12 protein-coding genes are annotated in these 13,957 nt (G+C 62.9%); 10 read left to right on the top strand and 2 right to left on the bottom strand.

Features of this window, described 5'->3' with window-relative positions; all coding sequences use genetic code 11:
• Window positions 1–121 precede the first annotated feature (121 nt).
• The 10 genes from AC3I65_RS13765 (at window position 122) to AC3I65_RS13810 (ending at window position 13,358) form a co-directional block, all read left to right on the top strand.
• Window positions 122–475 (top strand): hypothetical protein, encoded by a 354-nt coding sequence (locus AC3I65_RS13765; RefSeq protein WP_305465965.1) that lies wholly within the window; start codon window positions 122–124, stop codon window positions 473–475.
• Between the two features lie 384 nt (window positions 476–859).
• Window positions 860–1,819 carry an AAA family ATPase gene (locus AC3I65_RS13770; RefSeq protein WP_047225799.1) on the top strand — a complete coding sequence of 320 codons (960 nt, stop codon included), beginning with the start codon at window positions 860–862 and terminating at the stop codon, window positions 1,817–1,819.
• 10 nt (window positions 1,820–1,829) lie between these two features.
• Window positions 1,830–2,774, top strand: coding sequence for a DUF58 domain-containing protein (locus tag AC3I65_RS13775; RefSeq protein WP_047225798.1), 945 nt, complete (start codon window positions 1,830–1,832; stop codon window positions 2,772–2,774).
• Complete coding sequence (locus AC3I65_RS13780; RefSeq protein ID WP_173406911.1) at window positions 2,771–3,265, top strand: DUF4381 domain-containing protein; 495 nt, start codon at window positions 2,771–2,773, stop codon at window positions 3,263–3,265. The genes AC3I65_RS13775 and AC3I65_RS13780 overlap by 4 nt, the downstream gene beginning before the upstream one ends.
• Window positions 3,258–4,337 (top strand): vWA domain-containing protein, encoded by a 1,080-nt coding sequence (locus AC3I65_RS13785; RefSeq protein ID WP_173406910.1) that lies wholly within the window; start codon window positions 3,258–3,260, stop codon window positions 4,335–4,337. Before AC3I65_RS13780 ends, AC3I65_RS13785 begins: the two co-directional genes overlap by 8 nt.
• On the top strand, window positions 4,334–6,070 hold the full coding sequence (locus tag AC3I65_RS13790) for a vWA domain-containing protein (RefSeq protein ID WP_322833957.1): 1,737 nt from the start codon (window positions 4,334–4,336) through the stop codon (window positions 6,068–6,070). Before AC3I65_RS13785 ends, AC3I65_RS13790 begins: the two co-directional genes overlap by 4 nt.
• Window positions 6,067–7,704: a BatD family protein gene (locus AC3I65_RS13795; protein ID WP_076384457.1), complete on the top strand. Its 1,638-nt coding sequence runs from the start codon at window positions 6,067–6,069 to the stop codon at window positions 7,702–7,704. Before AC3I65_RS13790 ends, AC3I65_RS13795 begins: the two co-directional genes overlap by 4 nt.
• 157 nt (window positions 7,705–7,861) lie before the next feature.
• A complete protein-coding gene (locus tag AC3I65_RS13800) occupies window positions 7,862–9,106 on the top strand; it encodes an exonuclease SbcCD subunit D C-terminal domain-containing protein (RefSeq protein WP_047225793.1) in 1,245 nt (414 codons plus the stop codon).
• Window positions 9,103–12,744 (top strand): AAA family ATPase, encoded by a 3,642-nt coding sequence (locus tag AC3I65_RS13805; protein ID WP_488523887.1) that lies wholly within the window; start codon window positions 9,103–9,105, stop codon window positions 12,742–12,744. Before AC3I65_RS13800 ends, AC3I65_RS13805 begins: the two co-directional genes overlap by 4 nt.
• Window positions 12,741–13,358: a glutathione S-transferase gene (locus AC3I65_RS13810; protein WP_160892261.1), complete on the top strand. Its 618-nt coding sequence runs from the start codon at window positions 12,741–12,743 to the stop codon at window positions 13,356–13,358. The genes AC3I65_RS13805 and AC3I65_RS13810 overlap by 4 nt, the downstream gene beginning before the upstream one ends.
• A 19-nt stretch (window positions 13,359–13,377) precedes the next feature.
• Here the strand turns inward: AC3I65_RS13810 and AC3I65_RS13815 are convergent, their stop codons facing one another.
• Together AC3I65_RS13815 and AC3I65_RS13820 are read right to left on the bottom strand one after the other, a co-directional pair.
• Window positions 13,378–13,635 carry a hypothetical protein gene (locus AC3I65_RS13815; protein WP_160892259.1) on the bottom strand — a complete coding sequence of 86 codons (258 nt, stop codon included), beginning with the start codon at window positions 13,633–13,635 and terminating at the stop codon, window positions 13,378–13,380.
• Complete coding sequence (locus AC3I65_RS13820; protein ID WP_487777004.1) at window positions 13,632–13,844, bottom strand: hypothetical protein; 213 nt, start codon at window positions 13,842–13,844, stop codon at window positions 13,632–13,634. Before AC3I65_RS13820 ends, AC3I65_RS13815 begins: the two co-directional genes overlap by 4 nt.
• Between the last annotated feature and the right edge of the window lie 113 nt (window positions 13,845–13,957).

Raw genomic sequence — 13,957 nt, forward strand, 5'->3', positions numbered from 1 at the left:
CGCTGTGAAATTGCGCGCATATTCTGCGTGTGACTGCAGTAATCCAGCAGAAAGTCGTTCGGGCTGGCAAAATCCACTTTATTTGCGCCCAGCAAGGCTCATCGAGCCAGGAGCCATCACCATGCAAATGACCACCGCCCTTCTGATCGCCAATCCATGCGACGAGGAAGAAGACAACATGGCCATGCTGTGCTGCCACAGCACCCAGGGCGAAATGTTCCTGATGACCCGCTACCCCGACGAAGACGAACTGGAAATCGCCCTGGAGGGTGAGCCTTCGACACTGGAAGGCGTCAAAGTGACCCTCAGCCCGACCCTGCTGAAAATCGAAATTGCCGCATCGGACGCCGATGTGCTGAACGGCGATGATGTGCTGGAGATCAGCCACGACACCGATGCAGCGGACCTGGCGGAAGTGGAATTGACGTTGCAGAACATCCTCAAGGGGACGGGCACCTATATAAGCCAGCTCTGATTCCAAAGGCGACCGCCCCCCTGTGGGAGCGAGCCTGCTCGCGATGGCGGCATGTCTGAAACGAAAATGCTGGATGTGCCGGTCTCTTCGCGAGCAGGCTCGCTCCCACAATGGATCCGTGGTGTTCCTTGTTCCTGCGTCCACCGCCAATTCCCTGTGGGAGCAAGCTTGCTCGCGATGGCGGTGGATCAGGCCGCATTGAAAGTTGAATGTACCGCTGTCATCGCGAACAAGCTCAGTTCCCACACAGACTCAAAACCGATCACAAATCCGCACACCAAACAAAATCCCGTTAGTCGCCACCCCCCGCCATGCATTAAAGTAACGCCCCCAGCCCCGACGTTATCCGAACGCCTGGGCCACCCTTTCCAGGAACAGTCACCGATGGAACATCGTGAAGCGCTGCTGGCGCTGCGAACCTTTCTTTCAACGCAGATCCTCGGCCAGGAAAAACTCATCGAGCGTCTGCTCATCGCCCTGCTCGCTGACGGCCACATGCTGGTGGAAGGCGCGCCGGGGCTGGCCAAGACCAAGGCCATCAAAGAGCTGGCCGAGGGCATTGAAGCGCAGTTCCATCGTATTCAGTTCACCCCCGATCTGCTGCCCGCCGACATTACCGGCACGGAAATCTACCGCCCGGAAACCGGCAGTTTCGTGTTCCAGCAGGGGCCGATCTTCCACAACCTGGTGCTGGCGGACGAAATCAACCGTGCCCCGGCCAAGGTCCAGTCGGCCTTGCTCGAAGCAATGGCCGAGCGCCAGGTCAGCGTCGGGCGCAGCACGTACGAGCTGTCGCCCCTGTTTTTGGTGATGGCCACGCAAAACCCGATCGAGCAGGAAGGCACCTACCCGCTGCCCGAGGCCCAGCTCGACCGCTTCCTGATGCACGTCAAGATCGGCTTCCCGGATGCTGCGGTGGAGCGTCGTATTCTGCAGCAGGCCCGAGGTGAAGCGCTGCACGGCGAAACCAAGCCCGAGCGCCGCGTGAGCCAGCAGGCTATTTTCTCCGCTCGCAAGGAGATCCTCGGGTTGTACATGGCCGACGCCGTGGAGGAATACCTGGTGCAACTGGTCATGGCCACCCGTACGCCGGCCAAGTTCGACCCGGAAATGGCCGAATGGATCGCCTACGGCGCCAGCCCGCGAGGCTCCATTGCCCTGGACCGCTGCGCCCGTGCCCACGCCTGGCTCGCCGGCCGCGACTTCGTCAGCCCCGAAGACATCCAGGCCGTGCTGTTCGACGTGCTGCGCCATCGCATCATCCTGTCGTTCGAAGCCGAAGCTGCCGGTATTGACCAGGACCGCGTCGTGCAGCGGATTCTCGACGTCGTCGCCGTCGCTTGAGTAGCCAGCCATGAACAACCCACTGGCGCCCGTACCGGGCATCCGCGTCAGCCTTTCGGAGCTGATCGAGATGCGCCATCGCGTGCGTGAAGTGCAGTTGTTCTCGACGCCAGGCCAGCGTAGCCCACTGATCGGCCTGCACCACTCCAAACTGCGCGGGCGCGGCGTGGATTTCGATCAGGTGCGGGTCTATCAGGCCGGCGACGACGTACGCACCATTGACTGGCGCGTGACCGCTCGTACTCAGGAGCCTCACACCAAGCTGTTTCATGAGGAGCGGGAGCGGCCGATCTTCATCATGATCGAGCAAAGCCATCGGCTGTTCTTCGGCTCGGGGCTGATGTTCAAGTCGGTGCTCGCGGCCCAGGCCGCCAGCCTGATCGGCTGGGCCGCCCTGGGGCACAACGACCGGGTCGGCGGGCTGGTGTTCGGAGATAACACCCATTACGAGGTCAAGCCCCGGCGCAGCAAACAGAGCCTTCTGCAACTGCTGAACCGCCTGGTGCGGGTCAATCAATCGCTGCATACCGAGGGCGAAGCGGACCGCGATTCGTTCGGCAACGCCTTGCGCCGGGCCCGGGAAGTATTGCGCCCTGGCAGCCTGGTGATCGTGATTTGCGATGAGCGCGCGCTGTCCGACAGCGCCGAGCAACAGTTGAGCCTGCTGTCACGCCATTGCGACCTGTTGCTGTTGCCGCTTTCGGATCCGCTGGATCACGCCCTGCCCGCCGCCGGATTGCTGCGTTTCGCCCAGCGCGGCGCGCAGTTGGAACTCGACACCCTGAATTTCGAACTGCGCCAGACCTATCGCGCCCAGGCCGAGGCGCGCCAGGAGCGCTGGGAATTGCTGGCCCAGAAGCTGCGGATTCTGCTCATGCCCCTGAGCACCCAGGGCGACATGGTCGAACAGCTACGCGAATACCTGAACCCCAAGCGGTCGGGGAAAAGCCGATGAGCAGTCTCGATCAACTGCAGCCACTGATCACGCCGCCACCCATCGGCTTCTGGCCTCCCGCGCCGGGCTGGTGGCTGCTGCTGGTGGTGTTGCCGTTGCTGGGGTTTGGACTGTGGCAATTGCGCCGGTTCCTTCCCGCCAAGCGCTCCACTGTGCGCGCCGAGCAACCCCTGGACCCGGCGCGCCTGGCCGCGCTGGCGGAACTCGCCCAACTGCCCAAACCCTACGATGGCGCCCCTGCCGGCGCCTGGCTGCAACAGCTCAACGGGCTGCTCAAGCGCCTGTGTCGCAACCACTACCCGTACAGCCAGAGCCACACCCTCAACGGACGTAAATGGCTGGCTTTCCTGGATAACCGCTGCCCGGCGGCAGGCCTGACCCGCTGGATGGTGCTGGTGGAAGGCGCCTACAAGCCCGAATGCAAGCTCGATGACAAAGCCATTGCCGGCCTGACCCAAGCCGTCGAGATCTGGATTCGCAAACATGTTTGAGTTCGCCTGGCCGTGGATTTTCGCGCTGTTGCCGCTGCCCTGGCTGATGCGCCTGGTGCTGCCGGCGGCCGACAGTGGCGAGCCGGCCCTCAGGGTCAGTTTCCTGGGCGACCTCGAAGGTCTCGTGGGGCGCCGGGCCCGAAGCAATCTGCCGACCTGGCGTCAGCAGGCACCCTTCATCCTGCTCTGGCTGCTGTTGCTGATTGCCGCTGCCCGCCCGCAATGGTTGGGTGAGCCGTTGCCCATCGCTGCCAGCGGCCGGGACCTGTTGGTGGCGGTGGATGTCTCGGGGTCCATGGACTTTCCCGATATGCGCTGGCAAGACGAGGAAATCAGTCGCCTCGCGCTGGTCCAGCACCTACTGGGAGACTTTCTCGAAAGCCGCGAAGGTGATCGGGTCGGCCTGATCCTGTTCGGCAGCCAGGCCTACCTCCAGGCACCGCTGACCTTCGATCGTCGCACCGTGCGGCTGTGGCTGGATGAAGCGCGCATCGGCATCGCCGGCAAGAACACCGCTATCGGCGACGCCATCGGCCTGGCGCTCAAGCGCCTGCGTCAACGTCCGGCAAACAGCCGCGTGCTGATCCTGGTGACCGATGGCGCCAACAACGGCGGGGAAATCGACCCGCTGACCGCCGCCCGGCTGGCCGCTGAAGAAGGCGTGAAGATCTACCCGATCGGCATTGGCGCCGATCCGGAAGAAAGTGGCACAGCAGGGTTTGTCGGGGTCAACCCGAGCCTGGACCTCGACGAAGCGACACTCAGGGAAATTGCCCAAGCCACGGGCGGCCAGTATTTCCGCGCCCAGGACGGCCAACAGCTGCTGGCGATCAAGACCACCCTCGACCAGCTCGAACCGGTGACCCAACAACCGACCCAGGCGCGCCCCGCCCAGGCACTTTACCAATGGCCCCTGGCCGTTGCGCTGCTGCTGAGCGTTTTGCTGGTAGCCCGGGAACGCTGGCCGGACAACCCTCTGCAGCGGCTGTTCACCCAGCCATTGTTCCAACCGGCAGAGCATTCCGAGTGGCGCCGTCGACTCAAGCGCATGCGCCTGGGGAAACGCCGATGATCGCTCTCTGGCCACACTGGTTGCGTCCCTGGTTCCTATTGCTGCTGCCTTTGTTGGGGTGGCTGCTGTGGCACCTGTGGCACCGGCAGAAACGCGTGGGCCGCTGGCAAATGATCCTGCCGCCGGCGTTTCATGCCGTGCTGCTCAGTGGCGGCAACGGCCGCGAAAGCAAACTCCCGTGGGTTGCCCTTGGCCTGGGCTGGCTGTTGGTGGTGCTTGCGCTGCTGGGCCCCAGTTGGGCACGGGTCGAACAGACCAGCCAAAAACCTGCCGATCCGCTGGTGGTGGTGCTGGAATTGACGCCGCAAATGCTCGCCGCCGACGTCCCGCCCACGCGTCTGGAGCAAGCCCGGCGCAAGGTGCTGGACTTGCTTCATAGCCGCAGCGACGCCCAGACCGCAATCATCGTCTATTCCGGCAGTGCCCATACGCTGGTGCCGCTGTCCGACGACCTGTCCACCAGCGCCAACCTCCTGGAAGCACTCACCCCCTCGATCATGCCCCAGAACGGCCATCGCGCCGACCTGGCGGTCAACAAGGCCATGGCCCTGCTGGATCAGAGCGGACTTGGTCACGGTCGGATCCTGCTGATAGGTTCATCGTTGAACGAACAGGAACGCGAGCATATCCGCCAGATCCTCGATGGATCTGCCACGCAATTGCTGATGCTGGGCATCGGAACACGCGAAGGCGCCCCGGTAACCCAGGAAGATGGCAGTTACCTCAAGGATGCCCAGGGCGCGATTCTGGTACCGCGCCTGGACAGCCCGAGCCTCAAGTCCTTCCTCAATGAGCTGGACGGCCGCTATCGTCCGGCGCGCCTGGACGATAGCGACCTGCGTGGCCTGGGGCTGCTGGACGGCCCTCGCCATTTGCGCAGCGACGGTCAGACGTTGCGCCTGGATACCTGGGCGGACCATGGCTACTGGCTGCTCCTGCCGCTGTTGTTGCTGGCCGCCTGCGCCGGACGGCGCGGCTGGCTGTTCTGCCTGCCGTGGGTGTTCATGGTGCCGCAAACCGGTCATGCCTTCGAACTCCAGGACCTGTGGCTGCGCCCCGATCAACAGGGCCAGCACCTGCTCAAGCAGAAGCGTCCGGCCGAGGCCGCCGCCCACTTCGAGGACCACCAATGGCAAGGTGTGGCCCTGTATGAAGCCGGTGCCTACAGCGAAGCCGCTCGCCGCTTTGCCGAGGGCAACGACGCCCGCGCCCACTACAATCGCGGCAACGCCCTGGCCAAAAGCGGCGAACTGGACGCCGCGCTGGATGCGTACGAGCAAGCCCTGGAATTGCAACCGGACCTGCGTCCGGCCCAAACCAACAAAGCGCTGGTGCAGAGCCTGCTCAAAGAGCAGACGGCAAAACCTGCCGAACCTGAGCCCAGTGAAAGTGAGCAGCCAGGGCCCGCCGAGCAAGCACCGAACGCCAATGCCCAGGCACAAAGTTCTGCGCCGGGACAGCCCTCCTCCGAAGCGACCGCGACACCGGAACAATCCCAGGGCCCCCAGGCAGCGCAACCGCCTGGTGCCCAGGATGTGCCGGGCAGCGAGTTGCCTGATGAGCGGACCACGACCCCACCACTGCGCCCCGCGGCCGGCCAGCGCAACGACGAAGAACAGCGCCAGGCACTGGAACAATGGCTGCGCCAGATCCCGGATAATCCGGGCGAACTGCTCAGACGTAAATTCTGGTATGAACAGCAAAGCCATCAGGCCCAGGGAAAAACCCCATGACCCGCTTCACCGCCTACCTCCTCGTGTTGCTGCTCTGGGCATCTGGAACCCAGGCCGTACAGTTGACTGCCAGTGTGGATCGCGGGCGCCTGAATTCCGGGGAGACCGTGGAACTGACCCTGGAGTCCAATGACGCCACACTGTTCGGCAAACCCGACCTGAGCCCGCTCCAGGCGCTGTTCGAAGTGCGCGGCACCCGCCAGGTCAACCAACTCACAACTCTTGATGGCGAGAATCGCGCAACCACCCGCTGGATTGTCACCCTGCTGCCGCGCCAAAGTGGCACCGTGGTCATTCCGCCCCTGCAATTGGGCGAAGTGACCAGCCAGCCGATCACCCTGCAAGTGATCGAAAGCGAAACGCGCAATGAGCCGGGCAAACTGGCCCCGGTGTTCATCGAGGCCAGCCTCGACCAGACCGACGTCTATGTGCAAGCACAGGCGATCCTGACCTTGCGCATCTACCATTCGGTGTCGCTGTACGACGACAGCAGCCTGACACCGCTGCACATTCCCGATGCCCGTACCGAACAACTGGGCGAATCGCGCACCTACGAAAAGGTCATCAACAACGTACGCCACGGCGTGATCGAGCTGCGCTACGGCATCTACCCCCAACGCAGCGGCGAACTGATGATCCCGGCCCAGACCTTCAGCGCCACCCTGGTCGAGCCGGTGGCCCAGGGGGCCACGCCGTCGGGACCCAAGCCCGGTCAGTTGATGCGGGTCAGTTCCGAGCAACTGCGCCTGACCGTCAACCCCAAGCCCGCCAGCTACCCGGCAGATGTGCCCTGGCTGCCGGCGCGCAGCCTTTCCTTGAGCGAGAGCTGGAGCCCGGAACCAACCCACAGCCAGGTGGGTGACTCCCTGACCCGCAGCCTGACCCTGGAAGCCGAGGGCCTGGCCAGCGCCCAGTTACCGCCCCTGCCAGCCACTGAAATCAGCGGCCTGCGGCGCTACCCCGACCAACCGGTACTCAGCAGTCGCAGCAGCGAGCGCGGTTTGGTGGGCAGCCGTGAAGACCGCGAGGCCCTGGTGCCCAACCGCAGCGGCACCATTGAATTGCCGCCGGTGGAAGTGGTTTGGTGGAACACCCGGGAAGACCACCTGGACCGCACCAGCCTTCCAGCGCGGACCCTGCAAGTGGCGAACAACCCGAGCCTGATGGTGGACACGCCAACAAGCACACCTCAGATTGTGACGATCGTCGACAGCGACACCTTGCGGTATTGGCAATTGAGCACTTTCATCCTGGCCTGCACCACGCTGCTGGGCTTGGGCCTGTGGTGGCGCGCCCGTTCGCAGCCGGCGATCCTGCGCGCGACCCAGGCCGGGCCGAGCCCGCGGACCTTGCTGGACGACCTCAAGCGTGCCTGCCTGGCCAACGACTCCCACGCTACACGCCAGGCGCTGGACGCCTGGGCTCGCCAGCAACCGGAAACCCTGGCCGACATGGCTGCGCGCTTCGTGCCACTGTCCGACGCCCTGGACGGCCTCAACGGCGCGCTCTACAGCGAAACGGGTCAATATTGGCAGGGCGAAGATCTGTGGCGAGCCATTCGTACCATTCCCGCTGCGGAAGGCTTCCAGGACCCGGCCGGCGACAGTGGCTTGCCACCGCTCTACCCCAAGTGATCCCTTTGCGGGACATAGCGCTTCTGTGGCTCGCCACAGGAGTGGTGCCAACTCATTTGGAGAAGTTGCCCGGTTTCTCTCCTCTGTTTCCCAGTAAACTCTCCATCTTTTAGCCGCCTCTCTTCCCGCGGCCATCATCTGTTTTCTGGAGTTCATCTTGCGTCTGTTCCACACCTCCGACTGGCACCTTGGGCAAAACCTGCACGGTCAGGAACGCGACTTCGAACACGCCTGTTTCCTTGACTGGCTGCTGCGTCAGTTGACCAGTGAAAAGCCCGACGTGCTGCTGATTGCCGGGGATATCTTCGACACGGTGAACCCGCCGGTCAAAGCCCAGGAGCGGCTGTACGACTTCATCGTCAGTGCCCATGAACAAAACGCCAATCTGACCATTGTGATGATCGCCGGCAACCACGACTCCGGTTCGCGTATCGAACTACCGGCGCCGCTGATGCGTCGGTTGCGCACCCATGCCCTGGGCCGGGTGTTGTGGCTGGACGACGGGCAATTGGACGTCGAGCGCTTGCTGCTGCCGCTGCCCGACGCCAAGGGCAAGGTCAAGGCCTGGTGCCTGGCCCTGCCATTCCTGCGGCCTGCCGAGGTGACCGGCGCACAACTGGGTGACGATTACCTGCGGGGCATCGGTCAGGTCCATGAATGGCTGATCGCCGCCGCCAACGACAAACGCAAGAAGGGCCAGGCGCTGATCGCCATCAGCCACGCTCACATGGCCGGCGGCTCGGTGTCCGAGGATTCCGAGCGCAGCCTGATCATTGGCAACGCCGAGGCCCTGCCCGCCAGCCTGTTCGGCCCGAGCATCAGCTACGTCGCCCTCGGCCATTTGCACAAACCACAAAAGGTCAACGGCGAAGAGCGCATCCGCTACAGCGGCTCGCCGATTCCATTGTCATTTTCGGAAATCGGTTATCAGCATCAGATTCTCGATATCACCCTGGAAGGCGAAACCCTGGTCAAAGTCGAGCCACGGCTGATTCCCCGGGCCGTCAATCTGCAGCGCCTGGGCCCGGCACCCCTGGCCGATATTCTGGTGCAACTCAAGGACCTGCCGGACATCGACCTGTTGGCCGATGTCCAGCGCCAGCCCTGGCTGGAGGTGCGGGTGCGCCTCGATGAGCCGCAGCCTGACCTGCGCCATCAAGTGGAAACCGCCCTGCAAGGCAAAGCCGTGCGCCTGGTGCGGATCGCCGCCGAATACGCCGGCAACGGCGGCAGCACAAACGTCGATGACGGCGCCGCGTTGGTGGAACTGGATCAGTTGAGCCCGCAGGAATTGTTCAGCCGCGCCTGGCAGGACACCTACGGCAACGAAGTGGACGAACAGACTCTCAAGGATTTTGCCGTGCTGTTGCAAGACGTGCAGATGGAGGGCGAGCAGCCATGAAAATTCTCGCGATCCGTCTCAAGAACCTCGCGTCCCTGGCCGGGCCCTTCGAAATAGACTTCACCGCCGAACCGCTTGCCAGTGCAGGCCTGTTCGCCATCACCGGCCCCACAGGCGCCGGTAAAAGCACCCTGCTCGACGCGTTGTGCCTGGCGCTGTTCGGCGCCGTGCCGCGCCTCAACAACACCGGGCGCGACGCCAAGGTGCCGGACGCCGACGGCGAAATCGCTACGGGCGATCCGCGTACGCTGTTGCGCCGTGGTACTGGCGATGGTTACGCCGAAGTGGATTTTCGCGGCATCGACGGTCGTCGCTACCGGGCGCGCTGGGAAGCCAATCGCGCCCGGGAAAAGGCCGCTGGCAAGCTGCAAGCCAGCCGCCAGAGCCTGCGGGATCTAGACAACGATCAGTTGCTGGCGAGTCAGAAAGGCGAATACAAGGCCCAGCTCGAAGCCGCCCTGGGCTTGAACTTTGAACAGTTCACCCGTGCCGTGTTGCTGGCCCAGAGCGAGTTCAGTGCATTCCTCAAGGCCGACGACAACGACCGCAGCGAGCTGCTGGAAAAGCTCACTGATACGGCCCTGTATACCCAATTGGGCCGGCGCGCCTTCGACAAGGCCAAGCAAGCCAAAGAGTCCCACAAGCAATTGCAGGACCAGGCCACCGGCGTCACACCACTGGCCCCAGAGGCCCGCGCCGAACTGGACCAGCGCTTCAACGAAGCCCAGCAACAGCTCAAGACCCAACAGGCGCAACTCAAGCAACTGGAGCAGCAACACACCTGGCTCAAGGAACTGCGCCAGTTGCAAGAGCAACGGGCCAGCGCCGCCGAGCAACTGCAACAGGCCCAGGCCGACTGGGACGCCCAGGCCGACGAACGCCTGAAGCTGACCCGCCTGGAACAACTCGCGCCGCAACGGCATCAGTTCATCCGCCAGACGGAACTGACCCGGCAGCTCGAACCCCTGGCGGTACAGGTTCAGCAGCTCACCCAGCAACAGATCGATCTGCATGAACGCCAGGCCGAGCTGGAGAAAGGCCTGGGCGTTACGCAACTGGCCCTGACCGCAGCCCGACAACAAAGCACCGACAGCGCCCCCTTGCTGCGCCAGGCCTTTGAAGAACAAGGCACCCTCGCCCGCCTCGATAAGGAGGATCGCCAAAGCGCCGAACGCCAGGAGCAGGCACAACACGCCTGTAGCGAAGGCCAGCGCACCATCGACACGCTGCTTGAGCAGCAAAAACAGGTGGCCGAGCGCTTGCAGCGAATCGCCGGGGAGCTAGAACAAAGCACTCACCTGGCGCCGTTGAGCGACGCCTGGCAGGCCTATCGTGATCGCCTCCAACAGCTGATGCTGATTGGCAATCGCCTGAACCAGGGTCAGGTTGAACTCGCCACCCTGGAGCAAAATGCCGCTCACGCCGCCGAGCACCTGGCAACCCACCGGCAAAACCTCGAAGTGCTCTACAAGGAAGCCGACGCCGAACCGCAAGCGGTGGCCGAGCAGATCCAGTTGCTCGCTAATCTGCTGCAAGACAATCGCAAGCAACTGCGTGCATTCGAGGATCTGACGCGGCTCTGGGCCAGCCAGCAAGAGCTGGACAAGCGAGGTGCCGAGCTTGAACAGCGCCAGCAACAGGCGTTGCAGGAACGCGACCGATTGGTACGCGAAGGCAGCGAAGCCAAGGCCGAACTGGCGATTGCCGAACAGACCCTGAGCGTCACCCGCCAACTGCTGGAGCGTCAGCGCCTGGCCCGCAGCGAAAGCGTCGAACAACTGCGTGAACAGCTCAAGGATGACCAGCCATGCCCGGTGTGTGGCAGCGTCGAGCATCCTTACCATCAGCCCGAAGCCTTGCTGCAAAGCCTGGGGCGTTTTGATGAAACCGAAGAGGCCAATGCACGCAAAGCCGTCGAGTCGCTCCATGAAAAAGTCATCGACCTGCGCGCGCAATACAGCGGCGTCATCGCCCAGCTCAAAGAACTCAAGCAGCAACAGGAACAGCTCGCCAGCCAGCATCAAAGTCTGGCGCCCAGCCTTGAAGGCCATCCGCTCTCGGCGCAACTGCTGGCCCAGGATGCGGCCAAACGCGACGCCTGGCTGGACCAGCAAAGCAGTCAGCTCAACCTGCGTATCAGTCAGGACGAACAACGCCAGGCCGCCCTGCTGACGCTGCAACAGGACGCCGCGCGCCTGGCGCAGCACTTGCGCGAGGCTGAAACTGCGCATCAGCAGGCATCACTGCACCTGAACAACCAACAGCAGGAGCTGGCCCGGGATCGCCAGCGCCTGGACGAGGAACTGAGCCACTTCAGTACGTTGTTGCCGGCAGACACACTACAGGCCCTGCGCACCGAGCCGGCCGCGACCTTCATGCAGCTTGACCAGCAGATTGCTCAACGCCTGGCGCACCTGGAACAGCAACGCGACGAACTCAGCGAGCAGCTTCAGCGTCAGCAGGCCCTGGAGAAAGAGCAGGATCGCCAGCAAACCCGCCTCCAGCAGTTGGAGTTGGCGCAACGGCAACTGAGCGCCCTGACGGAACAACAGCAGGCCTGCCAGCAGCGGCTCAAGCAATTGCTGGGCGAACACACCAGCGCCGAACAGTGGCAGCAGCAACTCGACCAAGCCCTGGAACAGGCCCACAGTGCCGAAACAGCGGCCAATCAACAACTGCAAGCGCTACGCCACAACCGGGTGGAACTGGCCGCCGAACTCAAGGCCCGCCAGGAACAGGCCCAAGCGCTGGACACTGAACACACAGCCCTGGCCGCCGGCATCGCACAATGGCGCGCCAGCCACCCGGAACTGGATGATGCCTCTCTGGCCGCCTTGCTTGACCTGGACGAGCAAAGCGTCGGCCAACTGCGCCAACAACTGCTCAACAGCGAAAAAGCCATTGAGCAAGCCCGCGTGTTGCTTACTGAACGCGAGCAGCGCCTGCAACAGCATCAGGCCCAGCACAACGGCAATCTGGAATCTGAACAACTGGCCCAGGCCCTCACCGAACTTCAAAGCCAATTTACCGCCAGCGAGCAGCGCTGCGCCGAACTACGCGCCGAACAGGCCGAGGACCAGCGCAGGCAGAACGCCAACCAGGCCCTGGCCCAGCAGATCGAACAGGCTTATACCGAGTACCAGCGCTGGGCACGGCTCGATGCGCTGATCGGTTCGGCCACCGGCGACCGCTTCCGCAAGCTGGCGCAGGCGTACAACCTCGATTTGCTGGTGCATCACGCCAACGTGCAGCTACGACAATTGGTGCGCCGCTACCGGCTCAAACGCGGTGGCAGCATGTTGGGGCTTCTGGTGATGGACACAGAGATGGGCGATGAGCTGCGCTCGGTGCATTCGTTGTCCGGCGGTGAAACCTTCCTGGTTTCCCTGGCCTTGGCGCTGGGCCTGGCCTCGATGGCGTCCAGCACGCTGAAAATCGAATCGCTGTTCATTGACGAAGGCTTTGGCAGCCTGGACCCCGAATCGCTGCAACTGGCCATGGATGCTCTCGACGGTTTGCAAGCCCAGGGACGCAAGGTTGCGGTGATTTCCCACGTGCAGGAAATGCATGAGCGGATCCCGGTGCAGATCCAGGTTCGTCGTCAAGGGAATGGCTTGAGTACCGTGGAGGTGAAATGAGCCGCGCCACGCTCTACTCGTTCCGGCGTTGTCCCTACGCGATGCGAGCGCGCATGGCGTTGCGCTACAGCGCGGTCGATTTGAACATTGTCGAAGTCAGCCTCAAGGCCAAGCCGCCCGAAATGCTGGCGCTTTCCAGCAAGGGTACGGTGCCGGTGCTGCAGGTCGATGGCAAGGTGATTGATGAAAGCCTGGAGATCATGCACTGGGCTCTGGCGCAGCATGATCCGGATAATTGGAGATTGCTTGGCGACCTCGAAGGCCAGGCGTTGACGGCCGCGTTGATCGAGGAAAACGACCAGGTCTTCAAGCTTCATCTGAACCGCTACAAATACCCCGAGCGCCATCCCGAGTATCCATTGGAACATTATCGGGCCGAGGGCGAGGTCTTCTTGCGCAGGCTGGAAGCGTTGCTTGAAACCCGAGCATTTCTGGCAGCGGCTCACCAGAGCCAGGCCGACGTGGCGGTGATGCCGTTCGTACGGCAGTTTGCTCATGTCGACCGGGAATGGTTTGCCGCAGCGCCCTACCCTCGCCTACAGCGTTGGCTGCAAGGCTTGCTGGATTCCGAGTTGTTCGTGGCGATCATGGCCAAGCAATCACCCACCCGGTGAACAGCTTTCGTGGCTTGCTTCAGGCAGCCACGCTGCACATGCGCACCACTGCACAATCGACCTGAAAAGGCCCGAAGACGGCAACCCTGGGCTTGACCGGCGGATTCCCCACCAACGCCCCCAAAGCCTTGGCGGTCAGAATGTTGTGCGCGATGTTGTGGTTGCACTCGATGGTCCGCGCCAGAGATCCCGCCGAGGCTTGCCCCAGACCCAGCAATGAAAAACCATTGGTGATGAACGCCAGGAATGCGATCACCCAAAACTTGCTTCTGTTCATGCGCCGACCGCCCCTTTTGCGGCGCCATGCTCGAGCGCCGCGCGGGCAACCGGGGGACCATAATGAACAGAAGGCCGGGCAGCCTGGAGAGAGGTTTCGGCAGAGCCTTGGTATTGGGCACCGAGGCTAACCACCAACACCATCGCCACGTACAGGCCGATGGCGATGTACGCGCCGTGTCTGGCAGAAGATAGGATTGCGCTGGCCATGGGGTTCTCCGTGGGCATGTTTCAGTGCCCACAGAATCAATCAACTAAACCGATTTTAATAGCGACAAATACGCATAGTGTCTATCAGTTTTATTGATTACTAATCCAAACAG

This window comes from Pseudomonas sp. N-1-13 (genome assembly GCF_057787095.1).

What these genes read in the sequence shown, in the direction of transcription:
- AC3I65_RS13765 (WP_305465965.1), top strand. Translation starts at nt 122, where the DNA reads ATGCAAATGACCACCGCCCTTCTGATCGCCAATCCATGCGACGAGGAA.
- AC3I65_RS13770 (WP_047225799.1), top strand. Translation starts at nt 860, where the DNA reads ATGGAACATCGTGAAGCGCTGCTGGCGCTGCGAACCTTTCTTTCAACG.
- AC3I65_RS13775 (WP_047225798.1), top strand. Translation starts at nt 1,830, where the DNA reads ATGAACAACCCACTGGCGCCCGTACCGGGCATCCGCGTCAGCCTTTCG.
- AC3I65_RS13780 (WP_173406911.1), top strand. Translation starts at nt 2,771, where the DNA reads ATGAGCAGTCTCGATCAACTGCAGCCACTGATCACGCCGCCACCCATC.
- AC3I65_RS13785 (WP_173406910.1), top strand. Translation starts at nt 3,258, where the DNA reads ATGTTTGAGTTCGCCTGGCCGTGGATTTTCGCGCTGTTGCCGCTGCCC.
- AC3I65_RS13790 (WP_322833957.1), top strand. Translation starts at nt 4,334, where the DNA reads ATGATCGCTCTCTGGCCACACTGGTTGCGTCCCTGGTTCCTATTGCTG.
- AC3I65_RS13795 (WP_076384457.1), top strand. Translation starts at nt 6,067, where the DNA reads ATGACCCGCTTCACCGCCTACCTCCTCGTGTTGCTGCTCTGGGCATCT.
- AC3I65_RS13805 (WP_488523887.1), top strand. Translation starts at nt 9,103, where the DNA reads ATGAAAATTCTCGCGATCCGTCTCAAGAACCTCGCGTCCCTGGCCGGG.
- AC3I65_RS13810 (WP_160892261.1), top strand. Translation starts at nt 12,741, where the DNA reads ATGAGCCGCGCCACGCTCTACTCGTTCCGGCGTTGTCCCTACGCGATG.
- AC3I65_RS13815 (WP_160892259.1), bottom strand. Translation starts at nt 13,635, where the DNA reads ATGAACAGAAGCAAGTTTTGGGTGATCGCATTCCTGGCGTTCATCACC.
- AC3I65_RS13820 (WP_487777004.1), bottom strand. Translation starts at nt 13,844, where the DNA reads ATGGCCAGCGCAATCCTATCTTCTGCCAGACACGGCGCGTACATCGCC.